The organism is Cohnella sp. WQ 127256 (assembly GCF_024519285.1).
Classification (GTDB): Bacteria; Bacillota; Bacilli; order Paenibacillales; family Paenibacillaceae; genus Cohnella.
The window spans coordinates 353,976-378,898 of the sequence record NZ_JAMZCY010000004.1; the positions used below are offsets into that span (position 1 = coordinate 353,976).

21 protein-coding genes are annotated in these 24,923 nt (G+C 47.1%); 8 read left to right on the top strand and 13 right to left on the bottom strand.

Annotation, left to right across the window (positions count from 1 at the left end; all coding sequences use genetic code 11):
* Positions 1-7: 7 nt before the first annotated feature.
* Entirely contained in the window at positions 8-1,504 is a 1,497-nt protein-coding gene (locus tag M1K58_RS13205; RefSeq protein WP_256759324.1) for a DUF4153 domain-containing protein, read from the bottom strand.
* A gap of 131 nt (positions 1,505-1,635) precedes the next feature.
* Between M1K58_RS13205 and M1K58_RS13210 the strand changes: the two genes are divergently transcribed.
* A complete protein-coding gene (locus M1K58_RS13210) occupies positions 1,636-3,333 on the top strand; it encodes an ABC transporter substrate-binding protein (RefSeq protein ID WP_256759325.1) in 1,698 nt (565 codons plus the stop codon).
* Between the two features lie 16 nt (positions 3,334-3,349).
* Here the strand turns inward: M1K58_RS13210 and M1K58_RS13215 are convergent, their stop codons facing one another.
* Positions 3,350-4,447 (bottom strand): serine hydrolase domain-containing protein, encoded by a 1,098-nt coding sequence (locus tag M1K58_RS13215; protein WP_256759326.1) that lies wholly within the window; start codon positions 4,445-4,447, stop codon positions 3,350-3,352.
* A 149-nt stretch (positions 4,448-4,596) separates the two neighbouring features.
* On the opposite strand from M1K58_RS13215, the gene M1K58_RS13220 reads away from it, so the two are divergent.
* A complete protein-coding gene (locus M1K58_RS13220) occupies positions 4,597-5,139 on the top strand; it encodes a hypothetical protein (protein ID WP_256759327.1) in 543 nt (180 codons plus the stop codon).
* A gap of 276 nt (positions 5,140-5,415) precedes the next feature.
* Here the strand turns inward: M1K58_RS13220 and M1K58_RS13225 are convergent, their stop codons facing one another.
* The 9 genes from M1K58_RS13225 to M1K58_RS13265 all read right to left on the bottom strand — a co-directional run bounded on the left by M1K58_RS13225 (position 5,416) and on the right by M1K58_RS13265 (position 17,707).
* Positions 5,416-6,315: a carbon-nitrogen hydrolase family protein gene (locus M1K58_RS13225; protein WP_256759328.1), complete on the bottom strand. Its 900-nt coding sequence runs from the start codon at positions 6,313-6,315 to the stop codon at positions 5,416-5,418.
* A gap of 8 nt (positions 6,316-6,323) precedes the next feature.
* Positions 6,324-7,868 carry a bifunctional GNAT family N-acetyltransferase/carbon-nitrogen hydrolase family protein gene (locus M1K58_RS13230; protein ID WP_256759329.1) on the bottom strand — a complete coding sequence of 515 codons (1,545 nt, stop codon included), beginning with the start codon at positions 7,866-7,868 and terminating at the stop codon, positions 6,324-6,326.
* A 136-nt stretch (positions 7,869-8,004) separates the two neighbouring features.
* Positions 8,005-9,990 (bottom strand): alpha-amylase family protein, encoded by a 1,986-nt coding sequence (locus tag M1K58_RS13235; RefSeq protein WP_256759330.1) that lies wholly within the window; start codon positions 9,988-9,990, stop codon positions 8,005-8,007.
* A gap of 36 nt (positions 9,991-10,026) precedes the next feature.
* Positions 10,027-10,854, bottom strand: a complete 828-nt coding sequence (locus M1K58_RS13240) for a carbohydrate ABC transporter permease (RefSeq protein WP_256759331.1) — start codon at positions 10,852-10,854, stop codon at positions 10,027-10,029.
* Positions 10,855-10,877: 23 nt separating this feature from the next.
* On the bottom strand, positions 10,878-11,759 hold the full coding sequence (locus M1K58_RS13245) for a carbohydrate ABC transporter permease (protein ID WP_256759332.1): 882 nt from the start codon (positions 11,757-11,759) through the stop codon (positions 10,878-10,880).
* Positions 11,760-11,850: 91 nt separating this feature from the next.
* Complete coding sequence (locus tag M1K58_RS13250; protein ID WP_256759333.1) at positions 11,851-13,182, bottom strand: ABC transporter substrate-binding protein; 1,332 nt, start codon at positions 13,180-13,182, stop codon at positions 11,851-11,853.
* 142 nt (positions 13,183-13,324) lie between these two features.
* Complete coding sequence (locus M1K58_RS13255; RefSeq protein ID WP_256759334.1) at positions 13,325-14,920, bottom strand: response regulator; 1,596 nt, start codon at positions 14,918-14,920, stop codon at positions 13,325-13,327.
* Positions 14,917-16,725 (bottom strand): sensor histidine kinase, encoded by a 1,809-nt coding sequence (locus tag M1K58_RS13260; protein WP_256759335.1) that lies wholly within the window; start codon positions 16,723-16,725, stop codon positions 14,917-14,919. Before M1K58_RS13260 ends, M1K58_RS13255 begins: the two co-directional genes overlap by 4 nt.
* A gap of 91 nt (positions 16,726-16,816) precedes the next feature.
* Positions 16,817-17,707: a phytanoyl-CoA dioxygenase family protein gene (locus M1K58_RS13265; RefSeq protein WP_256759336.1), complete on the bottom strand. Its 891-nt coding sequence runs from the start codon at positions 17,705-17,707 to the stop codon at positions 16,817-16,819.
* A gap of 134 nt (positions 17,708-17,841) precedes the next feature.
* Here M1K58_RS13265 and M1K58_RS13270 point away from each other — a divergent pair, with 134 nt between their 5' ends.
* The 3 genes from M1K58_RS13270 to M1K58_RS13280 all read left to right on the top strand — a co-directional run bounded on the left by M1K58_RS13270 (position 17,842) and on the right by M1K58_RS13280 (position 20,536).
* The gene (locus M1K58_RS13270) at positions 17,842-18,690 is read left to right on the top strand and encodes a helix-turn-helix transcriptional regulator (RefSeq protein WP_256759337.1); all 849 of its coding nucleotides are present in this window, start codon (positions 17,842-17,844) and stop codon (positions 18,688-18,690) included.
* A 155-nt stretch (positions 18,691-18,845) separates the two neighbouring features.
* Positions 18,846-19,370 (top strand): MerR family transcriptional regulator, encoded by a 525-nt coding sequence (locus tag M1K58_RS13275; RefSeq protein WP_256759338.1) that lies wholly within the window; start codon positions 18,846-18,848, stop codon positions 19,368-19,370.
* A 245-nt stretch (positions 19,371-19,615) separates the two neighbouring features.
* Positions 19,616-20,536 carry a polysaccharide deacetylase family protein gene (locus M1K58_RS13280; protein ID WP_256759339.1) on the top strand — a complete coding sequence of 307 codons (921 nt, stop codon included), beginning with the start codon at positions 19,616-19,618 and terminating at the stop codon, positions 20,534-20,536.
* A 62-nt stretch (positions 20,537-20,598) separates the two neighbouring features.
* On the opposite strand, the gene M1K58_RS13285 is transcribed toward M1K58_RS13280, so the two are convergent.
* A complete protein-coding gene (locus M1K58_RS13285; protein ID WP_256759340.1) occupies positions 20,599-21,192 on the bottom strand; it encodes a class I SAM-dependent methyltransferase in 594 nt (197 codons plus the stop codon).
* Between the two features lie 104 nt (positions 21,193-21,296).
* On the opposite strand from M1K58_RS13285, the gene M1K58_RS13290 reads away from it, so the two are divergent.
* The 3 genes from M1K58_RS13290 (at position 21,297) to M1K58_RS13300 (ending at position 24,258) form a co-directional block, all read left to right on the top strand.
* On the top strand, positions 21,297-22,526 hold the full coding sequence (locus M1K58_RS13290) for an MFS transporter (protein WP_256759341.1): 1,230 nt from the start codon (positions 21,297-21,299) through the stop codon (positions 22,524-22,526).
* Between the two features lie 72 nt (positions 22,527-22,598).
* A complete protein-coding gene (locus tag M1K58_RS13295) occupies positions 22,599-23,576 on the top strand; it encodes a MerR family transcriptional regulator (protein WP_256759342.1) in 978 nt (325 codons plus the stop codon).
* The gene (locus M1K58_RS13300; protein ID WP_256759343.1) at positions 23,569-24,258 is read left to right on the top strand and encodes a class I SAM-dependent methyltransferase; all 690 of its coding nucleotides are present in this window, start codon (positions 23,569-23,571) and stop codon (positions 24,256-24,258) included. The genes M1K58_RS13295 and M1K58_RS13300 overlap by 8 nt, the downstream gene beginning before the upstream one ends.
* Here M1K58_RS13300 and M1K58_RS13305 read toward each other — a convergent pair.
* Positions 24,217-24,837 (bottom strand): class I SAM-dependent methyltransferase, encoded by a 621-nt coding sequence (locus tag M1K58_RS13305; protein WP_256759344.1) that lies wholly within the window; start codon positions 24,835-24,837, stop codon positions 24,217-24,219. The genes M1K58_RS13300 and M1K58_RS13305 overlap by 42 nt on opposite strands.
* Positions 24,838-24,923: the final 86 nt, after the last annotated feature.

The following is a 24,923-nucleotide window of genomic DNA, read 5'->3' on the forward strand; positions in this document are numbered from 1 at the left end:
TCTCCCCTTAATGCGGCATGCCCGCAATTTCATTTAACGCCTTCTCGGCACGGAAAACGGAAACGTTGAACGACGACCACCGGAGATCCTCGACCTCGATCGTCTCCCATTTGTTAACCAATAAATTTTTCATATCCGGGTATTCATGCTCGCTGAAGTTAACTAACGTCGGGATGGCATCCGCGGACAAGCTGCTTAAGTAATGCAAGTCGATTTTCCCGGTTTCTTTGTACCGCTCGATGTTGTTCTCTGCGATCACCCGGTCCATTTCAACATAATTAATAAATACATACGCCGCCAGACTAATGACGATGTAACATTTCGCCAGCGGGAGGATGTGCATTCTGACTCTGACCGCGGCAATGACCAGCAGAACGGCCAGATAGATCATGAACGCGTGCACCAAAAATCGGATATAGGTGTATCCGTAAACCTCTTCATATAGCACGAGTCGCATGTATGCGGAATACAGCATGACCCCAGAACATCCGATTAGGATGTAGAGCAGAGCTGCTATTCGTCTTCGCGACATGTCTCCTTTAACAAGCGTTATCATAAGAAGGGCAAAATTAATGACGGAAACGGCCACTAGCTCGAGGAATCCGCTCCTCGCGTATTCCGCGTAAGTTTTCCCATCCGGTAATCCCCCGTCCCATGCGCCGAACAAATAGGAGAACTGAACCGCCACGAACAGCACGTACACCGCGTTCACCGAGAGAAGTAACGTCGTCAGAATGATCGAATCGATCTTGGCAGGGTCGTGCTCCCCGCTCTCCTGGAGCTTCCCAGCCGTTCCGGTCTTCACGCGTCTCGGCTTAACGAACCCCCAGAGGTAGCAGAAAAATAATACTCCACACAAGATGATCCATACCCCTCGCGAGAACCCTTCCCCTATCGAAAGGCTGTTTATCCATCTCGGAGCTCCGTTCACGAATCGATTAAATACACCGTCCGCCGAAGCTAATAAAGAAATGACGATAATGAGCAGAGGCATGGCGATGAGCAGTCCGATGAACACCTTGCCTAACGTACTCTTCTGCTCCGCTCCCATTTTTCTCGCAGTTGAGACCTTGAATATGCGGAACACCGTCGGAATATGACGTAAACTTTGCGAGAACACATGGTCGAGAGCGTCATTGACGATTCCGAAATTCCACCAAGCCAACCGCTTCGCCCCGCGCATGTAGGTCACATGAATGAAAATCAGAATCGGGACGGCAACCAAATTTAAAGAATACAAAATGGGATTCGAGAATAACGCATATGTTACCGAGAGCATTAGGATGACAACGAACATGAACCATCCGAATCCCGTAGTCTCTCGCAGTCGATCTCTCCAATCATGGAAAAGATACATATACATCAGAATGACGAACAAGGGATATGAAACTCCGGGGACGTTGTCATAAAACAAATACTGATGGGCAAAAGCGAGAACAAAAGCACCGATCAATGCTACCACGGATCGCCCCATGGGCTTGCGAAACGTGTTCAAGTAGATCACTCCGTTTCCTCATGTCTATCTACCGCCTATTTTAGATGTTAAAATAGGAAAATAAATAGAAATGTGCAGGAGATAAATTTCCTATTTTATACGAAGACGAAGAAATTCGATCCACTGAAGGAGGTTACCGCATGAAACTGCATCAGCATTTCCTGCAGCTTCACTCCCGTTTCGGGAGCCAGGACAGCGTCGAAACGACATTGGAGGAAATCGGCAAGCTGCTCGATTGCACCCCACGCAACGTGACGAATATCATTCGCTCGATGAGCAACGACGGATGGATTTCGTGGGAATCCTCCCGTGGACGAGGGCGTCGATCTACGCTACGTTTCCTCGCGCAACCTGAGGAAATCGCGGTGCAGTCCATGCTCCAAGCGATTAACCGTAAAGAAATAACGCGAGCCATCGAACAGATTCGCATCCATAAACAATCATCCACACTACAAGAACATCTGCAGGGCTGGCTACTCACTTATTTCGGTCACCACGCCGAAACGAACAGCGACCGGCAGATCGACACCTTACGGCTGCCGATTCGGCAGCCGTTACACACGGTCGACCCGCTGTACATGAATTTGTTAGCGGAATCGTTCGTGGCTAGCCATGTATTCGACGGTCTAGTACGGCGGACGAACGAAAGCGACGAAATTCTGCCGAGCATTGCCCATGCGTGGGAAACAGATGAACACCGCACACAGTGGACTTTTTTCCTCCGTAAGGAGGTGCTGTTCCACCACGGCAAGGTGTTGACCGCGGAAGATGTCGTCTATACGTTTGAGCGACTGATCCGCTCTTCGCGCAGGACGCTGTACAGCTTGATATATAAGCAAATCAAAGCCGTTCGCGCCCTCAACCCGACGACTGTAACCTTCGAGCTGGAGGAGCCCAACGAGCTGTTCCTCCCTTTCCTATGCACTAGCCGTGCGGCGATCGTTCCTAAAGACCTGAATCAGATAGGGAGCTTGAGATTCGGAACGGCCCCGCTGGGAACGGGACCTTTCAAGATTTCCGAGATGCATGAGGGCATATGCGTTTTGGAGGCGTTCACTCCCTATTTCCAAGGGCGAGCGCATCTCGATCGAGTCGAGATCGTTCATGTGCCGTGGGCAACGGAAGAGGCCGGAGCGAACGCCACTTCCGATCTCCTCTCTCCTTTCCACATCATCCATAACCCTTCTGCTGCAGACGAAACCCGAAGCCATATCCATTCGGATACGACCGTCCGGAAATTTTTCACGTGCAACACGCAGAAGGTCGGACCGTTAACCGATCCGACCGTTCGTGCGCATTTATTCGCTTCTCTTCAAGGGGATAAGGAACCCTTAAAGTCGGACATTCCCGCTTCCGATCGTACATGGCCGATCCCTATCCAAATCGCGACGATTCCTCCATACAAATTGGATGCGGAGTTACTTGCCGACAAGCTGGGACAATCCGGTTATTCATGTACGGTCGTATCCGTATCTCCGGAGGAATTCAAGGGAAATGTGCGGTTGGCCTCGGATCTGATCCTATTCTCGTTGTTCCGGGATCAGGACGTACAGCTCCGCTTATTCGACCTCTACCTGACGATCGCCGAACACGTCGATTCCCATATGCGGATCGACATCGAGCAAGCGTTACAGCGTATCGCCCGGGAATCCGATCCCGCCGTTCGAGCACGTCATCTCGATAAAATCGAGAGGCTACTTATTCACGAGCATCAACTATTTATTATCTCAGAGAGACCTTTGCCGACTGCCCATTTGCCTTCCGTTCGCGGTGTAACCTTCAACTCACAGGGCTGGGTAAATCTCCGAACAATTTGGTTTCCTCCGTCAATCACGTAAGAATAGCTCCTTCTACTCAGGGTTGGACTGCCGGAATAATAATCTGGTCGATCAGCTCACCAGAGCTGGAGCCCTCTCGCGAATCTGCATCTGACGTGACGACAATGACGATGTTCCATTCCGGTATGATCCGAATATGCTGGCCTCCGTAGCCATTGGCTTCATATTCGAATACATCCTTACCCGCCTTATCCTTCATATCGGGTAGCCAGAATAAATAACCATAGTCGGTATGGTCATCTACTTTCACCTGCTTTTTCACAGACTCCTCCACCCAGCTTTGCGGAATGAGGCTCTTCCCTTCCCACATCCCCTTCTGTAAATACAAATAACCAAACTTAGCCATATCTCTTGGTGTTAAGTTCAACATCGTCCCTCCTGAATACACGCCTTGCGGATCTGTGCTCCATCCGTAATTAGTAATACTCAATGGACCGAATAAATTCTGTATCGCAAATTCCTCCGTCGACATCCCCGAGACCTCCGTTATAACAGACGACAGCAAATGAGGAAGCCCTGTATTGTATCCAAATGTGGTTCCAGGCTCTTGAAGCAAGGGCCTGCTCAATGTATAGGCATTCCAATTCGCACTTTGAAACCATGACATAATATCATTGTCCACTGACTCCAAGCCACCGGTCAAAGTTAACGCCTGCCGAATCGTAAGGTCTTTCTTACGCGGATCGTCCATATTCATAAATAAGTCGGGTAATAAGTCTGCTAGCTTCTGTTCTGTTGATTGAATAAGTCCTTTGTCGATCGCGATGCCGATCAAAGCCGATAAAAAACTCTTCGTTACTGAAAACACTCCCGTTGGGGTATCTTGCGATTTGTTCTGATAGTATTTCTCATAGACAAGACGACCGTCTTTGACGATGAGCACGCTATACGTTTTGCCATGCTTAGCAGCTACCGTGGCATCGATTTTTGCGAGCGCTGTCTCATCCAGCCCCATTTCCTTAGGCGCTGCCACCGTCCATTCGAATGCAGTGCTCTCATTATTCGTGTTGCTCGCATTCGATGTCGTCTCCGGTACCTTTTTACTACAGCTAATCAACACCATAAGCAACACTACCGTAATAACCGATATTCCCCATCCTAATCTACGGTTCATTTTCCACACCCTTTCACCGACCCTTTTATTGTCATTATTTCAAAAATTGTAATAAAAAGATAGATAAAAGGCGTTTAACTCAACCAAAAATAACTAATTGTAGTAATATTGATTAATGATAACTAATCACACCATTTGGAGGGATAAATGTGACGATAAGAGAACTTGCGTTTCTAGCATTACGAGTCCTATCGATCTATTTATTTATTTTAGGACTTAGCCATCTGACCAGCCTGTTAGATTTTACTATACCGACATATTTACAAGTGATTGAGCACGATACGACTTACGCTGAAGTATTTCTCATCATCGGAATACCCACTTTTGTTCTCCTTGTAGGTGGTGTTATTCTTTGGATTTTTGCAGAAAAGCTTTCATCGTATATGGTACCAAAAAGCTCAACTGGATCTGGGAATTTTCCTACGAAAGAGCTTGAAGGATTTGTATTATCCGTAATCGGACTCATACTTTTGATTTTATCTTTCACCAGTATCGTGCGGTTAAGCATGAGCTATATACACCTGATCAACCAAGAAATTGGATTCGATAGGAAAACCTATATTTACCCCCTAGTAGAACAAGCGATTCGACTTCTCATCGGTATTATTTTGTTGTTTAAGGCTGAAGGACTAGCTCTAATGCTAAGAAAGACAAGAAATCTTGGATTAAAGCATCTCAGTAAAGAAAAATAAATAAGAAAGTGACCCAAGCAAAAAACGGGTATCCATAGCCTAACACCTTTTTTCTAAGTGTCCGGTCTATGGGTACCCGTTTAGTATTCATCTTATTATCTTGGGGTTACTGCATTATCAACAGAGGTCACAATCACAACCTCAGCATTCGTTATACCTGGTAACGACCTCGTCATGATTGGGGAATGGTATGCCACAATTTTCGTGCCCACCCTCAATTCAGTTCCCGATGAGAGCAAAGGGATCACTTTTGAACAGCCCCTTCAGGCTCTGACATTAGATTAATAACCGGTATACATCTGGCCGACGATCATAGAAGGGCGCAACTGCACCATGTGCTCTATTGTCCCAAAGCTGACGAAATTCGACCTCTGCGAGAACGATCATATCCTTATTAAGTGTTCCGATCTTCATGATCCCATCGGCCTCGAATGGCAAGTCACAGGGCGTAAAGACACCCGCTTGACTGTAGCCCGTATCTACCTGAGGTCGATCCTCGGATAAAGTCCCAACAAGTCCGCTCAATACAACGAAGAGCTGGTTCTCAACCGCTCTCGCCTGACAGCAATATCGTACACGATGATAGCCATAAGCACTATCGGTATAGGAAGGACAAAGAATCATTTCCACGCCATGAAGCGCTGCTGCCCTAGCTAGCTCTGGAAACTCGATATCGTAGCAGGTCAGGATCGCCATCTTGCCCCATTCGGTTTCGAATACATTCAAATCGTCCCCTGCGACTAGAGGCCAGCGAATCTGCTCCTCCGGTGTCAAATGCACCTTGTTTTGCGTTTCGACTCGTCCATCTGGGAAGAATAGAAATGCTTTATTCACGTATTCATCCTCTTGACCTTCCACCTTCTCTTGCCCTTTCACTTCAGCAGCCTTACAAATATGAGTCCCCGCTAGAATAGCGATGTTCCATTCCGCACTCTGCCGCTTAAAGAACTCCACATACTTGTCCGTTAGCTGAGCCAGAAAGAGACAAGCCTCGTCATGCAGCATGGACACCTCAAGACTTAAAAGATGCGCGGTCATATACTCGGGAAACAAGATCATCGAAGCACCCTGCTCGGCTGCGTCTGTAATCTTCTCTGCAATTCCCGTCCAAAATTGCTCTTCAGACTCAATATCGGTGAGTCCGTATTGGGTCATTGCGATCGTTAGCTTTTTCATATGCACCTCTATGATTTCGTACGAATTTGTAAGGAATAGATGTCAGTTCTGCGGTCATGGAACGAAAGTGCATCACTCGATTTGCGATACCGCTGAAGGGTTTCCATATCTACCTCAGCCATCATCACGGTCTCTGTATTCTCGCTGCACTCTCCCGCAATCCCATCGCGTGGAAATGCAAAGTCCGAAGGCGTATAGATTCCCGATTGCGCGTATTGAACATCTACATTGTCTACATGAGTGAGATTCCCAACTGTACCCGCGGTAACAATAAACACCTGATTCTCAATCGCCCGAGCTTGCGCGCAATATTTGACCCGTAGAAAAGTCTGCCTATCCTCCGCACAGAAGGGAACAAATATAATTTGAGCCCCTTCTTCTGCTACGATCCGAGAAACCTCGGGGTACTCAATATCGCCGCTGAGCTGGATTGATATTTTACCGCAATCCGTATCGAATACCTCCAGCTCCGTCCCGCCATTAATCCCCCACCACTTGCGCTCGTTCGGGGAAATATGTAGCTTGTATTGCTGTTCTATCGTTCCGTCCCGACGGAATAGGTGAGCTACATTATAAATCCGGTTGTTATTCTCAATAAAATGAGAGCCACCCACAATATTCACATTATATTTAACCGCTAATTCAGAGAATAGCTCCATATAGTGAGGCGTATAGGTGCTCAGCTTCCTTACCGCTAAGCTCGGTGAACGCTCATCTAGGAAGGAGAGCAGCTGCATTGTAAAATTTTCTGGGAAGACAGCGAAATCTGACTTATAGTCCGACGCTACATCGACGTAATGCTCACATTGTGTGGCAAATTCATCAAAGGAATCGATCTTCTTCATCATATATTGTATGACGCAAATACGGACGGGAAAAGACATTTTATAATGAGTCTTATTAATGCTTGGCTTGTATTCGATATTGTTCCATTCAAGCAAAGCCGCGTAGTTCTCAGAATCCACATCATCGGACAAGTAATTGGTGATGATCCGCTTGAGCGTGAAGCCATTCATCATCTGGAACGTGAGTACAGGGTCGTAAATGTTCTGCTGCAGCACTTCCTCTGCATACTCTCTAGGCGTCATTGTATCACTGTAATGGTGATAGCCCGGAATGCGTCCGCCCACGATAATACTTTTCAGATTCAGGTGCTCTGCCAGCCGCTTTCTTGCTTCATAGAGCCTTCTACCGATTTTCATACGCCGGAAATCAGGGTGCACCATAACTTCCATTCCATATAAATTCCCACCACGTGGATTGTGATTGCGAATATATCCTTTATCCGTAATTTCCGAATAAGTATGTTGCTCTAAATAATCGTCGAAGTTCACGATCAGGCTTGAGCAGGAACCTATAATTTCCCCATCCAATTCGACGCAGATTTGCCCCTCAGGGAAAGTGCGTACATGGCTCTCTAATTGGTCTATCTTCCAAGGACCCATATTGGGAAAACAAATATTTTGCAGGGCAATGAGGTTATCGAAGTCTGTGCGTACAATGTTGCGGATAATAACCTTCTTCTCAAACTGGGAGATCTGATCTGTTGACATATAGATAGCGACTCCTTAGTATGACTTTATTTATATTATACCCCAAGACCCATACTAATCGTATTATTGGGATGTTGACTCTGTGTTAAAGAAAACGGCACTGCCACATGGGCAATGCCGTTTCGCTATATTATCATTATTCCAATTTCATTAAATCGATGACGACCATCTGATGGCATTCCAGCTTCGGAACGGCGTAATCGATTCGTCCTTCGTTCTGTTCGAAGGAGATCGGAGTCATCTGCGGTGCTAAGTATACTCGCTCCGCTTTCCGCCCTTCAAGAAGCAGCGATACCGAAACATCGTATACGGGCAAAATATCCTCGATAATCTCGACGTCCTCGCCTCGCTTGACCGGAGAAGCATAGAGCAAATGATTGACGATACGCCCTTCGGAGGCTTGCTCTTGAAGAGTGACAACCCCTTGCGCTGGCAAGCTCGTCGTAAGCGTCTTACTAGGCAGCAGCCTGTTTAACGCATAGACGACCGACTCTTTATGCGCCAAGCTGCCTTTCACCGCATAATCCTCAAACACATTCCAAGCGATATAGATTCCGTTGTCGCTCTCGACCATCCCTGGACCGCCGTCCTTCGTGCTGTTAGGCGTGTGCTGATGCGAGCAGAAGGTAAACACGTCGCGGTTGAAGTAAGGATCCTCGCGTCGTCCTAGCTCCGTTCCACCGCTCAATTCGATTTTCTGGCCTTTCGCGTACATGATGAATGCTGCACCGCCTAAGCTAGCAAGAGGGAATCCGGGACGGAAGTAATCCGGCTGATACGGGTTGTCCATAACGTGCTTGACGCCAAGGTCGATCACGAATTCTTTCCCCTCTGGGTCTAATCCAGATTTCCCTGTTGCGAGCACTTTGCCCCCATGCTTGAAGAAATCTTCAAGCTTATCCTTAAGCTTGCCAGACACCACGATTTGATCGGGCAGAATCAATACCTTATAAGCATTGAAGTCGACATCCAGATCGACTACATCGAATAAGAACTTACCTTCCAGCAGCATCCGCACGGCACCCGCATCGGCGCGCCCCGTAAACATGGAGCTATCGTTGCTGATCCCTACCCCAGCCGCCTCAGACGTAAGCAAGGCAACGTCCGCGATATTGACCGTATCCGTGATCCAAGCCTCTTTCCGCTCGACTTCCGAATAGGCGGCTCCGATTAGCTCATAAGTACCCTGATCCATCGCCCCTCCCGGAGGAAGCTGGTCTCCAATGGAGCAACGTGCGCCGTTGGCAAGGCTTAGTGCCGTCTCGTAACGCAAAGCGTTCGGATGCTTGTATCCGCCGAACTCTCCCCAGAACGTATGGAACTTGCCAGTCATCCCCAAGAAGTCCATTCCGAGCAATTGGGCATATCGGGCAGAAAGCGGGAAGTGGTCATAGCCCCATCCGCCCGTTGGCAGAGATTCCAGCTCAAGATGCGAATTCATCGCGGCCAGATCCCTACGTCCTTGAGAGATGTGTCCCGCATTATGGAAAATTCCCATTCCCGGTTTAATCGCATGGACAGCCTCCTTAATCCGACTCGTATAATTCGCATAAACCTTCTCGCCCAATGCGATAATGTCGGCTTTATTGCGAGGATCCTTGCCATCTGCTCTCAAATCTGCGACGCAATTATGGCAATAACAAGTCCGAACACCTACGATGTCGAGGAAAATTCCGTCGCCGTCGTATTTGCGAACGACTTCCTCCACTTGGCTTACGAGCAAGTCCAGGTAAGGGGAATTCAGGCAAAATTGATGCCATCCGGCCGTCATGAAGCCCTTCACCCAGTTTGTTTGGTCGTTCTCGTCCCTCATCAACCAATCGGGGTGGCGACGGGCCAGCTTCTCGTCAAATCCGGCTGACACATATACCGGCGTTTTCACGCCGATCTCATGCGCGGCTTCAATCTGTGCTCCGAGTAAATCGAAATCCAAATGGGGATGCATCTCGTTCGTTTTCGAAGGAAAATACGCCCAGCCATGATGGCATTTGGCGAATATCGTGATCGAATCCACGTGTCCCACTTGAAGCATCTCTTGAAATTGCTGCTTGGAGAACTGCTTGCCGATATCCGGAATCATCTCGGATGTATGGAAGTCTAGATGGATTTGTCTAAAACGCATGTAAGTTCTCTCCCTCCGTTACTCTTACACTTATGCTTATGCTTTCACGGCGCCTGAGCTCAGACCGCCCTCGACTTTCTCTTGGAACAGTAAATACACAATGACGGTAGGGATGATTGTTAACGAAATACTTGCAAACGTAGGTCCCATTTGAGCGGATCCTCGTTCTCCGACGAATGACATCAACGCCATGGAGATATTGTACATATCCCGTTCCGTAATCAGAATGACGTTCCACAGAAGGTCATTATAGATGCTGAAGAATGCCAGTATGCCAGCCGTGGAAATCGCGGGCATCGCCAGTGGAGCTAGAATTTGAAACAAGAATCGGAATGGACCGCAACCGTCCATAACCGCGGATTCGTCAATTTCCTTATGAATGCCCTTCATGTATCCGGTAATCAAGAAGATCGTCATCGGCAACTCGAATACGCCGTAAAGAACCATCATGACGAAGTAGTTGTTAAAGCCGCCGATACTGCCAATCATTCGGGAGATCGGGATAACCAAGGAAAACACCGGGATCATCAGCCCGAGGATGAAATAAATATATACGAAACCGTTTATTTTCAAATTGAATCTCGATAACACATACGATGCCATCGTCCCTAAGAAGAGCGTAACGGCCGTGCCGGCAATCGCATATAGAAACGAGTTTAGAACGGCGTAATGAATATGGGCATCCGTAAACGCCATTTTGAAGTTGCTCCACAGCCACACGTCGGGCAAAGCAAATATTTTGCTGCTGTAGATCCCCGTATTGTCTTTGAAGGAAGACAGTAGGGAAAACACGAGCGGATAGATTAAGATGATGGAACAAATCGCCGAAAAGCTGTAGACGCCCATTTTTCTAAGGCCTGTCATATTTCTTCACCTGCCGATCTAGATTATCTTGCGTTACGGGTACCCATCAACTGATTCAGGATAACGGTCGATAACAATGCCGCAACGATAATGAATGTTCCTATACTGTTTCCTACGCCGAAATTGTTGTATTTGAACGACTCGTAATACAGCAAAGTGGTCGGAACATCCGTTGCTCCGTTCGGACCGCCGTTCGTCATGACGAAGATTTGCCCAAACACCCTTAGCGATTGCGTAACCGCCAGGATCGAGAAGATTTTGATCGTTTCCTGCATTAACGGTACGGTAATATACCGTAATTTTTTGAAGCCAGTCGCCCCGTCCAACGCCGCCGCCTCATACAGATCCTCCGGAATGGCGACCAGTCCGCTAGCGAAAATAATCATGTTCAAACCGCAATAAATCCATGCATTTACGACCACGACAACATAGATGGCGATGGCTGGCTCTCCGAGCCAATCCCTCGTCCATGAGCTCATGCCTAACACCGACATCACGGTATTCACAAGTCCTCCGTCACCCTTGAGTAAGAACTGCCACATTAGCCCGACAGCGGTTAGCGGAAGGATGGACGGCATGAAGAAAGCGACTTTGAAAAACCTCGTGCCCTTCAATTTGCTCGTTATAATAAGGGCGAAAGCAAAAGCAATCGGTAAAATCAGAACGAATGAAGACAGGATGAATACACCAATATTTTTTAAGGAGCGGTAAAACTCCGGTTTATCGAACATTTCAGAGTAATTGGCCCAACCCACAAATTCCAGGGGAACACTCTTGATCCCGTTCCAGCTAAAGAACGACATGTAGGCGGTTTGGAACATCGGAACGACGTACACGAGCGTGTATAACAGGAATGCCGGCAGCAGGAAAGCTGCTGCAATCATATAAGGTCTTCTCTTCACCACTTGAATCCCTCCATTTGAACCCGAATCCACCCCTTAAAGATAGATCATACCGCCCGAAAGTCAGGCGGTATGATGGGTTTGTAACGTTTGATTACTTCGTATTGGAGTCAACGAACTTCTGGATCGCATCCCCTGTTTTTTGCGGGCTATTGCCTGCGAACATCCCTTGGATCTCATTGCGGGTTTTGTCCAACAGTTGCGTGATCGGGCTGTATTCCGTAATTTCGCCTTTGAAGTCCGTAGCCGCGTCAAGAGCAGCCATATACTGAACCGTGATCGGATCTACAGAAGCAGGATCCACATCCATCTTAACCGGGTACACGCCACCGCCAGTTTCTTTCAAGTACGTTTGGAAAGCTTCGACCGAAGTCAAATATTTAAGCAATTTGATCGTCGCTTCTTGCTTGGCTCCTGTAGCTGCTTTGGATACCGAGTACCCGCCCGCTCCACCGAACCAATTGTCCTTCAATTCCGGTTTTTCTTTGTAGCCCGGGAATGCAATTACACCAATCTTGTCCTTGATCGGAGAAGCAGCCATCTGGGACAGCGCCCATACGCCTTCGAAGATCATCGCGCTTTTACCCTCAAGGAACATCGTCGTTGCCGTATTGCCGTCCATCGTTACGATGTTTTTACCGAATACGCCAGCATCCTGCCATTCCTTCATCGTTTGAAGCAAGGAAACCGTATCTGCATCATTCCACTTCGCTGCACCGCTGTTCAAATCCAGCGTTTTTTGGAATCCGTATTTCTTAAGTGATAGGTTCGTGATCAGATGGCCTCCGCGGAAGTTTTCTTTCTCTCCCATGGCCATCGGTACTGCGCCTACGGCTTTGAACTTCTCGACAAGCGCCGGGAAATCTTCTACCGATTTAGGCACTTCCGCGCCCGCTTTCTCGAACAGTTCTTTGTTGTAGTAAATCGCTACGCTATAAAATTCAGTAGGAACGCCGAAAGTTCCCGGTACGTCTTTGTATTGCCATGTGCCAAGCAGCGGCAAGAAGTCTCCTGCCCATTTTTTATCCGCATCCAAGTACGGTTGCAGGTCCAATGCGACATTTTTCGCGTATTCTTTGAACGTCTCTCCGCCGTAGTTCATCCAAATTTCCGGCAGGTTTCCGGTAGCCAAGCCCGTTTTGAACTTATTATTGAAGGCGGCTTCGTCGTTCAACGATTCGTCGACTACAGTAATGTTCGGATTATCCACCATGAACTTCTTCAGTAAGTTTTGATACGCCGTTACGGTTGGACTCGTGCCCGCCGAACGGGTCATAATTCTTATTGTGACTTTCTCGTCTTTGCTGCCTCCGCTTGCTGCAGGCGCCGATGAGCTTGAATTGTTGTTCGAATTTCCGCATGCAGCTAGAACCGTCGACATGGCTAGAATAGAAACGAGCGCGAACGAAAGCATTTTCTTGTTCATGGATGTATTGCCTCCCCTTAGTTGTATGCGTATACATTCGATGATGACGTTTGTGTCGGCCGGACATAACGTTATTATAAGGAGGGTTATCCTCTCTGGAAATGCAATATCTTTACGGCAGGGGGAATATTTTTAACATCCGTTAATCGGGCGTGATAAATTTAGACGGAGAAACGCTGTAATGCTTCTTGAAGCATTTGCTAAAATAATGCGTGTCCTTGTACCCGACCGATTCCGCGATAAAATAAAGATTTTTACAGCCTTGCTCGATTAACTCCTTAGCTTTCACCATTCTGCACCGGGTCAAATACTCAATAACGGAATAACCTAACTCATTCTTAAAAATACGGCTAAGATAGCTAGGATTGACGAAGACGCTTCCGGCGATCTCCGCCAAATCCATATCCGCGTTGGCGTAATTGTCATCTATATATTGCTTAGCTTTGCCCACCAGCTTGGCGGGAGTCGATTGCTTTAGACTGCTGGCACGGGCGAGCACTTTAGTATATTCGTCCCTTACCCAACGCTCGATCTCTTCTATCGTCTCCAGTTCGTCTGCAAGTCGCATCGGATTGAACGGCTCGCTTATCGACGCGTTAGCATCGACTTTGTTCTCCGCGGCGAATATATTCAAGGTCACCATCAGCTCGTAGAGGATCGAATAAAGCATTTCCACGGGTTGCCGATTGGCCGTCAACGATTCGAAGCCTTTATGCAATTGCTCTTGAACCGCAGCGGCCTCCCCTAATCTCAGCTTGATGATCATGCTTTCTCTCATGTACGAGAGATCGTCCGATATTTTCTTATTCGGAAGCCCATCCCACCGGATAACTCGATCGCCGCCGTAGATCGTTTTGTGTCGGATTGCCCTGATCGCTTCTTTGTACGATGTCGCTATCTTCTCAATTCCTACTACGCCGGGTCCAATTCCGGCTGTCACCGTAAACTTCAAGAACTTCCTTACGGCCTGAACCGCATCCGAACAAGCCTTCGATAATAGGTTAAGTCCTGTCTCTACGGAATGACCTTCCGGCATTCCAACTATCAAGACGATCCTATCGTCCTCGTCGTAAGTCGATTCGAAATGCATGAAACCATTCTCAGAGAAAATTTCGTTGCTTATATTCGCCGCCGCGAACCTTTTCCATAAAGGATTGTTCTCCACTCCGATTTTGTCGATACTGATGACAACGACGAACAGTAAATCTCCTATCAGGCTCGGGCAGTACGTTCTTAATTTGTCTTGATCCCTCTCGGTAGTGTCACCCTCCAGACAACTCTGAAGAAAATTCCGCTTCAGGATGCTGTCGCTTTCCATCATACTCATCTGCATATGGGCGCTCAGATGCTTCTGCATAGCATCCGACTCGATGCGTTCTCGAAGTCGATATAACACCTGTACCAGCTCGTCCATATTAATTGGCTTCAACAAGTAATCGGATACGCCCGCTTGAATAGCGGTTTTCGCATATTCAAAGCTGCTGTAGCCTGTCAGAATGACAATCTTCAAATTCGAATGGCTAACCCGAGCCGCTTGGGCAAATGCCAGTCCGTCGATAATCGGCATGTTGATATCTACAATTGCTAACTGCGCCGGAATATGCTCGAGCATCATTAACGCATCCTCGCCGTTGGCTGCTTCCCCCGCGACTTCATAGCCGAGCATGTCCCATTCCACGCACTGCTTCAATCTTTCTCTAACCAAATATTCGTCATCGATGATAAGTACTTTGATCATTCTAAGTCGCCTCCCGTCTCGAGCGTCGGCAACGTAATCGTGACTACCGTGCCTTCCCCGAATACGCTATGTATTTCCACCCCGTATTCCGTGCCGAAATACAGCTTGATCCGCTCGTTCGTTACCTTTAATCCGAACCCGCCCTTGTCTTTGTTATTATCCTGATTAACATCTCGCCCACAGAAGATGCTATCCAGTTTCTCCTTCGGGATGCCGACCCCGTTATCCCTGATGGAGATGATCAAACGATCCTCTTTAATCCTGCCTTGAATAGCAATATGTCCTTTACCGCGCTTATTCTTCAAGCCGTGGTAGATGGAATTTTCCACGATCGGTTGAAGCAGTAGCTTGATCGTATTGTAATGATACACGACAGGATCGATATCCATCGTATAGGTCATTTGGTCTCCATAACGGATCTTCAGGATTTCCAAATAGGTTTGCGTGATCACGATCTCATCCTCCATCGTGATGATCGCGCTGCCCTTGCTGAGCACCCCTCGATAGAACTGAGCTAGCTGATTAACGATTTTAACGACGTCCGCGTTTCTTTTCAAATCGGCAAGCCCGCATATACTCTCAAGCGTGTTATATAAGAAGTGCGGGTTGATCTGCGACTGCATGACGGCTAGCTCATATTCCCTTTTCTGCTTCTGTTCCTCGATAATGTTATTCATTAACAGCTTCGTGTTACCGACCATCTTGTTGAACTCCTTGGCTAAAGCGCCGATCTCATCCCTCGATTTGATGTTCAGCTTGACATCGAGATTGCCCTCTTGAACATCGCGTATCGTTTCCTTTATGACGTTCAGCGGACTCGTGATCGATTTGGCGATCAGCAGGGTGAGAATAACCGCGGCCAACACGAACAATGCGCCTATTCCAATGAACTTCTCGGTCAGGATCCGATTATCTTTCGTAATCTCGTAGATCGGAACGATTCCGATGATCACCCAATCGAATCGTGGGTAGCTTCGGGAAACAACCAAATAGTTCTGACCGTCCATCTTAAACACTTTCCCGCCCTCATCTTTAATCGCCCACGCAAAATAATCGGTGTTACTGATCGAAGTATAAAGCCTGTCCTTGCGGGTATCGGAGGCTACGATTCCGTTTTTATTCACAATAAAGATATTGCCGCTTGCCCCCATATCGATATTGGAATATTGATTGGCGATATACCTTTCGTCTATGGATAGCTGGAGAAGGCCTAAAGGCACACCTGTTTTGGCGGAGTTGAATTTCTGGAACAAGGAAATGACGTTACGGCTGTCATTCTCTTTCAAATAATTGCTGTCATGGGTATTCTTCCATTCGACCCCATACATGGAGCTTGCAAATTTTTCGAAGTAGAAGCTGCTTACATTTTTAATGTTACCCAGGCTTCCTGAATCATATATAGTTTGATGGAGATCATAGACGATCAGCGCATCGACGAAGGTTTTAGAATCCACAATGTTTCGTAACGATTCTTGCATAGCGAAGTATTTGTTGTAGTTTTCTAGCTGGTTCGTTGTCTGTGGCTCACTCATGACCTCTTGAATTGTTTTGTTAGTGATCGCGATTTTAGAGTAATTTTCCGCATTATCAAAGATGATTTCCAGCTTCTCTGAGACTAGCTTCAGATTTTGCGCTGTATTTTCAATCGCTTTATCGATCAAGATCCCCGAAGAGATGCGAAACGCGATTACTGCCAGCAGGATGATCAGCATGGATAATGCTAGCGTGAATGATAGCGTGATTTTTTTGTTAATAGACAAGGAGTAATAATAATCCGTGAGCTTCTTTGGGATAGACACAGCCATTTCTCCGCCTTCCTCTTTCTAAGTTGTCGAATACGCAAAAAGAAGGTGAGCAGTCACCTTCTTTTTGCGTATTTTACAACCGCGACGTACGTTAATCTTTACTTGAGGTTAATTCCGAGGAATGCTCAGCCTTATTGTGTAGCCAATCCTCCAATGTAGCAACTCTCTCCGGATATTCATAGCTACGAGCTAGAAATCCGGCTCCGTGATTCACCATGGGGTCCTGATCCGTCGGTTGATATCTGAGATCGACACTCCAACGGATGCCATCTGATTGGTTCGGCGTCGACATATGAAGCAAACGATCGTTGAATAGGATAGCTGTCCCCGCCTTGACCGGAAGTGCGACTGTTGGCGCCTTGCCGAGTTGATCTTCCCTTAAAGCTGTATATCCCGTTCCCGTTCGCGACTCTTCGTGCCACTTCAATAGCTTCTTCCTATGTGTGCCCGGCTTCAGATGAAGACAACCATTCTCAAGTGTAGCATCAACGAAGGAAATCCACACAGTGATGACTGGGTTCGAATTAGCATCCGGCCAGTATGATTTGTCCTGATGCCAGGGAACAGCTCCCGCGGCAACTCCCGGCACCTTAGGGCGAACGTTATAGACCGGATTGCTGAAAATCTCTCCGCCTATGAGCGACTCGATCGCATCCAGAATCTTCGGATTGCTCATCAGATGATAATAGCCCGGGATCCGATCACGCCAGCTTCGCCCGTACTTGAGAAACTCCTTATCCGTCATTCCCTTAAACAGCTCTGTCAGACGATATTTGAACGGTAGGTTCTCCAATTTATCAGATATCAATCCATCCGTATATAACTCCTCGGCAATCCTAGATACCTTCTCCATCATGGCCTGCTTCGGCAAGTCCATGTCTTCTTCGGACAATAGATCGTTTAGTACAAGATAACCATTAGCTTCGTAATGCTCCAGTTGATATTTGGTAAGACTTCCTCCAAAATACTGCTGAGTACCCATCTGGATAACCCCCAGACGTTTAATTTCTAACTGGATTTATTGTATCATCGAGATATCAAGACGTATTTCAACGACATTCCACTAATTTGTACAAATTTCCGCTAAATGATCAAGCAGAACTTGGGAGCATTCCGATGAAACAGCTAGTAGAAGTCATGCCATTTGTCCGATTGGCGATGCCTTGGACATACGTTGGGGAAGCCGCGGAAGGCACACGAATCGGTTACACCTATGCTTTCCATCTCTTTACCGAAGGTAGAGGACATGTCATCGTTGATGATGTGGCTCACATTGTCGAGAGAGGGTCACTCGTATTCATCCGTCCTGGACAAGTTCATTCGTTTCATCTGAAGCCTGGTTTCGTGTCGGAATCTTACAATGCTTATTGCGATTTCTGGGAAGTACCCGCCGTATTGAACCCGCGCTTCTCCTTTCACCCTGAGCCCCTTGAGCCGTCACTCATGACCCGAATCGAGAATTGCCAGGAGTTGGACACGCTGCCTACCAAATGTTCACTCCGTACATTTCCCTATCTCATAGAGCTATTCATGCAAATATCCAAATCATTCGAATCTGCACATTATGCCACACAAATTACGAGCAGCTTGATGCAAGCTTTCCTATTGCGGTGGTATAACAGCTTCACAGGTATGAACCCTAGCGATTACCGTATCTTGAAGATCACAGAGGAGATGGAGCGTCATCCGGAGCAACAACTGAGCTTTGAGCAATGGTGCGACAAGTGTAACCTAGAGAAATCGCATTTCTATAAGCTGTTTAAGAAGGAAACCGGAATGACCCCGAAACAATATTTGCTCCAGATGAAAATGAAAAAGGCGAACGTACTGCTACAAGAGAGCAGGCAGTCGATTACCTCTATCGCAGATCAGCTCGGTTACGACTCCATCCATTATTTTTCCAAACAATTCTCCGCCTATTACGGGATAAGCCCTTCTCGATTTCGCACAAGGACGACGACATAGATATTCCATATCGCAAGCGGTCAATCATGTGATCTACTATCGCGTATTTTCACTTTGTTTGGCGAATCCGCACTACCTTTGTCACCCTCGCAGGGAGCTGAACATGGACCGCGAATTAAGTAAATAAAGCTTTATTGAATGGAGTGTGCGTGACTATGAATACGATGAAAACAAAGGATGCATCAGTGCAGCTTGGCATTAGCCAAACCACTGTCAAACGTTGGGCTTCCCATTACCCCTCTTCCTTCCAGAAGGATCACTTAGGTCACTACATCTTCTCTGAATATGAGTTTAACCTGCTTCAATATATTAAGGACCAGATCGAGCTTGGTAATCCCCTAGACCAAATCGAGCTGCCTATTAACCCGAATAGCACTTCCGTAGATGCTTCAGAGATAGAACTTATGTCCATGGATGAACCTAATATGATATCCCGTATCTATGAAGTTGAACGCTCCTTACATCAGAAAGCGGATGAAGTTGTATCTGCGCAAGTTCGTCAGCATCGCACAGAGCTCGAGGAGCTGCGCCAAGTCGTAGCCCAGTTAGCAGCCACCGTGGAAACGATGCAAAAGAAGAACATCAAGCCTGTTTCTCAGCGAGAGGCGCTGCAGCCTTCATCCCTTGGGAATACGCCAGGACGAGCTCGAAAGAAACGATTTTTTCGATTCTTTTTCTAGAAATGACAATATTGAAGGATGGCTGGACAGCCTGCATAATATTGGACGTTTAAATCTAACAAAAAAGTTTAAGAATCCACGAATTGCCTCTAACTTTTCCCGCTTTGTTACGTCTAATTAGATAACCAAAAAGAACAGCAAGCGAAGTCGGTTCGTGTCGGTGGGGATGGGGATCCCTCCTGCGCGAATCATCCCCAAGCGCCTATCGTTTCTGGCTGGAAAGTGGAAATGTGGAGGAACGAGTAATGCGGGGAAATCAATCGAATAGAAAGCGACCTTTATGGGGTGCGCTTGGTATTATTATGCTCGCTGTATGGTTAAGCGGATGCTCTATGCTGGAAGAATGGAATAGTAGTGGATTGGGGGCACCTGGTATCGCCGATGCCGCTACTCCGACGGACACAGCTGATCCTTCTGAAACAGCAACAGCACCACCTATACCGACAGTAGTACCTAAACCATCAGAAACACCTAAACCAACTGTAACACCTAAACCAACAAAACCTGAAGTGACGACACCTTCTCCCAATCCGACGGATCCCAAGCAGCAAACTGAAGGCAAGCTTGTCTCCCTCACGTTCGATGACGGTCCCGATGGCAAGTATACCTCTCAAATTCTTGATATCCTTAAAGAATACAACGTCAAGGCAACCTTCTTCGTGGTAGGTCCACAGGTTGAGAAGTACCCGGACATCGCTAAACGCATCGTAGATGAGGGTCATTCTATCGGCAATCATACATGGTCTCATAGTAATTTAACTAAGCTATCTGACAAAGCTAGAATCAAAGAAATTGCTAGGGCTCAACAAGCAATTCTTGATGCAACGGGTGTTACCTCACAGTTGATGAGAGCTCCTTATGGCGCGACTTCGGCTAGTGTATTGAAAACCATTCATAACGACAATATGAAGCATGTCTTCTGGACAGTGGATACTAAAGATTGGGCGGGAACCTCTGTCAAAGAAATGTACACAAATGTGATGAGCAACACCCATCAAGGCGGAATTATTCTTATGCATTCTTTCGGTGGACGCAAACACGCTATCGAACATACCGTTGAACTTTTACCTTCTATTATTAAAGATTTAAGGAAGAAGGGCTTTGAATTCGCAACTGTCGACGAACTTATCGCGTCTGGTCAATACCAGGCATCGGTTATCAAGTAAATCGCCATCGCACAATAAACCAATAGCTAGCCACTCCCTTTCGTAAATGGGGCAGTGACTAGCTATTTTACTGTGTAGACATAGACTTGTGTCCGATAGAAATCCTTGCACGTAATCACTTTTTCCGGTTCCCAATCCGGTAACGCGAAGCATACACTTATTATCTGGGCTCCCGGTGCTAATTGTTCATGAAAAATCGGGCTTAACCGTTTCATTGCACCTGGATACAGATAGCAGATAACGAGATCCGCGTTAGCATAAGGGTAAGTATAGATGTTGCCCTTACGAAAAGTAACGGAAGAATAGGTTGACGAGGCTGAGCTCTGCTTCGGATGAACCCCAAAGGTAAGCCACGCTAATAACTGAGATACCCACAAGGGAATGGGTGAATTCTCGATACCCACAACTTTGCAGTTTCTACATTGCTTTGCCACATGTATGCCGAGCGTGCCCCAACCCGATCCTGCCTCGACGATTAACCCTGAATTCCATCCATAAAGCCGTTTAACCTCTTCCCCAACAACCTGCCTTACCTTGAGTGAGGTTGGCATCGGGGATATTCCATTCCTCCAGCTGACGAACACGATAGACAGCACGATCAACAATACAATTGAAACCAGTAAAAGTGTTACTGACTCATAATAGCCTATATCCATGTTTACCTCCGCAATAAGACCCCTTACATAGATAAACGATACACACCGACAGCCTTGTTTGCAATCTAGATTTAACATTGGCTAATCAGAAGGAGGCATTTCTCATGATGCAGATGATGCAATCCATCGCAAAGCTCAAGAGCCTCTCAAAAACTCAGCATCGACTATTAACCCTAATCCTCGTATGGTGCGGCATAGCCGTCGTATCTAGCGTGTACATTACATTGCCGATGACCTCGCTGTTCGCTCAAGCCTTTCAAACGACTCCGGAACTGACCGCTTGGACCAGTAGCGCCTTTTCTCTGACTTATGCTTTAGGATTCCTACTCCTTGCCCCTTTATCGGACCGCTATGGAACGAAAGCCATGATGCTATTCGGATTAGTCGCACTCACCCTAGTCTCCCCTTTAATCGGACTTATGGATAGCTTACCAGGGGTCATTACGATCCGTGCCGTTCAAGGATTGGTTGCCGCTTCTTTTGTACCCAACGCACTGACCTATATTATGGAGACTTTCCCATTGGAGAAACGGGTTGCAACCATCGGCTTCATTAGCACCGGCTTCCTTCTCGCCGGGATCGTTGGACAGGTGTTTAGCAGCCTCGTTGTTCAGAGCTTAAGCTGGTCCTATGTCTTTTATTGGTTAGGAATCGCCTACTTGCTTTCCGCTGTTTTATTGGGCCTCTTTGCTCCTTCGGGAGCCCATCCCAGAATAAGATCAACGTCAGCATCAACGTCTACGAATAGCTTCTTTCTTGTTTATAAGCAAATGGGGGTGTTATTCCGGAACAAACCGCTTATGTTCTGCTACCTCATCGCCTTGACCTTGTTTCTAACCTTCGTTGGAATGTATGCCGCGATAGGCAGCTACTTATCCTATTCTCCTTACGAATTGAATTCACAACAAATTCTAAGCGTACGCGCAACCGGCATCGTAGGCATGACATTATCCTTATTCACTGGAAAGCTAGTTGCCCGTTTCGGGATGCAGAGGATGGTAAAAGTCGGACTACTCGTTGCGATAACGGGATTAGCCGCGATCGGAATTCAAGGGAATCTTACTCTGCTGATCCTATCCAGTATCGTCTACGTTGCGGGTATTTCTATGATCATTCCCACACTCGTATCCTTGGCCGGGACAATCGCGGGCAACTCACGGGTCGCCGCTATGACGATCTATTCGTTTATTTTGTTCTTAGGAGCCACTCTCGGTCCGCTCATTACACTCAACCTATTGAAAACCACTAGCTTCGTTATCACATTCGAGTCACTTGCCCTTCTTCTTACGATTTCCTACTGCTTCTCCTATTTCACGAAGAATCCGGAGCAATAAATAATCTTTTCCTCTCCCCCTTTACATTGACCTAACGACAACGTTTAAAATGGGGTTGAGGAGGTGTTCGATATGAAAATTAAAGTAGTAGCAGATAAGCTGAACATCTCTCCGCGAGCGATCCGATTCTATGAGCAGAAAGGACTTCTGTCTCCTTCCAAGCAACCGGACAATCTGTATCGGACCTTCACTGAGAAAGACATCTGGCGATTGCAAACGATCATTTCTCTCCGCGAAGCAGGGATGTCCTTGTCGGATATTAGACAGGCTCTGGAGCAATCGGAGGAGCACGGCAAGGAAGAACTGCAATATTACCTGGAGCTTCAACGGTCGGTCATGATGTCCGAATGGCTACAAATCAAACAGATCATTGAAACGACCGATCATATGATTGAGCTTCTCGGAGCCGAGCACACCCTACCTCTTGATCATATTTTTCGGCTTGCCGAGGCTTCTAAGCAGTTAAGAGAGCAGCGCAGCAACTGGAAGGATACGTGGAATTTCAATCAACAGGCACCCACCCACGATGAACGCGTTGCGACGAATACGGGAAACTATGCGAACTACGATGATTCCTTGGACATGATTCTTCGGTCGGTTAAGCCAATGAAGGATGAGCATGGGCTTGATATTGGGACGGGGACAGGTAATCTGGCTGCGAGGTTTCTGGAGCTGGGTAGCCGAATGTCCGGCGTTGATCAATCCAAGGAGATGCTGCGTCTCTGTCGGAAGAAGCTACCTCATCTTGATACAAGGATAGGAAACTTCCTAGCCCTACCTTATCTCGAAGAACAATTTGATTTTGTTGTATCTAGCTTCGCCTTTCATCATCTCACCCCAGATCAGCAGATCCTTGCACTGGAAGAAATGCGAAGAGTATTGAAGCCTCTCGGACGAATCTGCCTTGGCGATCTCGCGGAATCAGATTCTCCCTCGCTCCGAGCCATGATCGAATGGTTTGAGATTAATGGGTATCGCACGAAGCTTCACCAAATGAACGAATCACTACACATCGTATACGCCTATAAGGAGGACAGCCCCCATGCCTGATCACACAAGGATTTATAAGCAAGAAGCAGCCCAATATGACGAATTAATTTCTAAACAGCCAGAGTTAAAAGAAGTGATCGAGGAAATACAGCCATTGAGTGGACTCGATATTGTGGACATGGGAGCAGGTACCGGAAGGTTAACGATGGTTCTCGCCCCAGAGGCCAAAACCATCATCGCTTTGGATGCCTCCGAGGCTATGCTTCAGATTACTGCTGAACGACTAGTAGATGCTTGCCTAACTAACTGGACTACTAAAGTTGCCGACCATCGCAAGCTGCCATTAGACGATCAAAGTGCAGATCTCATCGTCTCAGGATGGAGTATGGGGTACTTAGCAAACACCGACGAACCCGAGTGGGAACAGAACCTGGACATGATCATCAGCGAGATCCAACGTGTCCTTCGCCCTAATGGGACGGTCATTATTTTCGAAACATTAGGAACCGGTCATGAGACTCCTTCTGCACCTGACTTCTTGAAGGCCTATTACGCTAAGTTAGTCGACGTATATGGCTTCTCACATCGGTGGATCCGAACAGATTATGAATTTGACCATATTCAGCAAGCCGAGCGGCTTACACGCTTCTTCTTCGGGGAAGAGCTTGCAGATCGAGTCGTTGAACAACACTTAGTCCGGTTACCCGAGTGTGCTGGCATTTGGTGGCTTAGCCCAGATTAAATCGATACAGCCCAGCCAGTGGCTCTCTGTCTTCGTTATCTTCAATCCCGATTGGTTGACCAGATCGATCATATTACGAGTATGATGACAGCCAATTAATCGGTAGAGCAGCGGGTTCAGTATTTTCTGTCCAACAGAGAACGCCATATTAGAACTGATCCCATGCTCCAGAAGTAAGATTTCACCGCTGGGCTTGCACCATTTCCTAAGCTTTTCTAGTACTTTCAAGGGCTCCTTGTAGCTGCAAAAGGATAACGTGGAGACGATAGTATCAAAAGAATGCTCCGCAAACTCCAATTCATTGATGTCAGACAACATAAACTCAACTTGAGTCCGATATTGTTCTGCTGCCTTGGTCGCTTTCTTAAGCATCTCCGCACTAAAATCAGTAGCCGTAATCTGCACACCAGCGGGATAGAACGGGAAATTCGCCCCAGCACCCACGGCAAGCTCCAGCACATGACCCGACGCATGCTGCAATAGCTTCTGCCGCCATTGGCGTAAGGATTCAGGTTCCTTCTTCTTCTCATATTGTCCCGCTTGCCTATCAAAAATGCGAATTTGCTTATCCTTATTCATAGGCTTACCCACCCCCCATCCACCTCGCACAAACGATTCATTACCTGTATATACGACACAAATGAACAAACCCCTTTTATACTTGG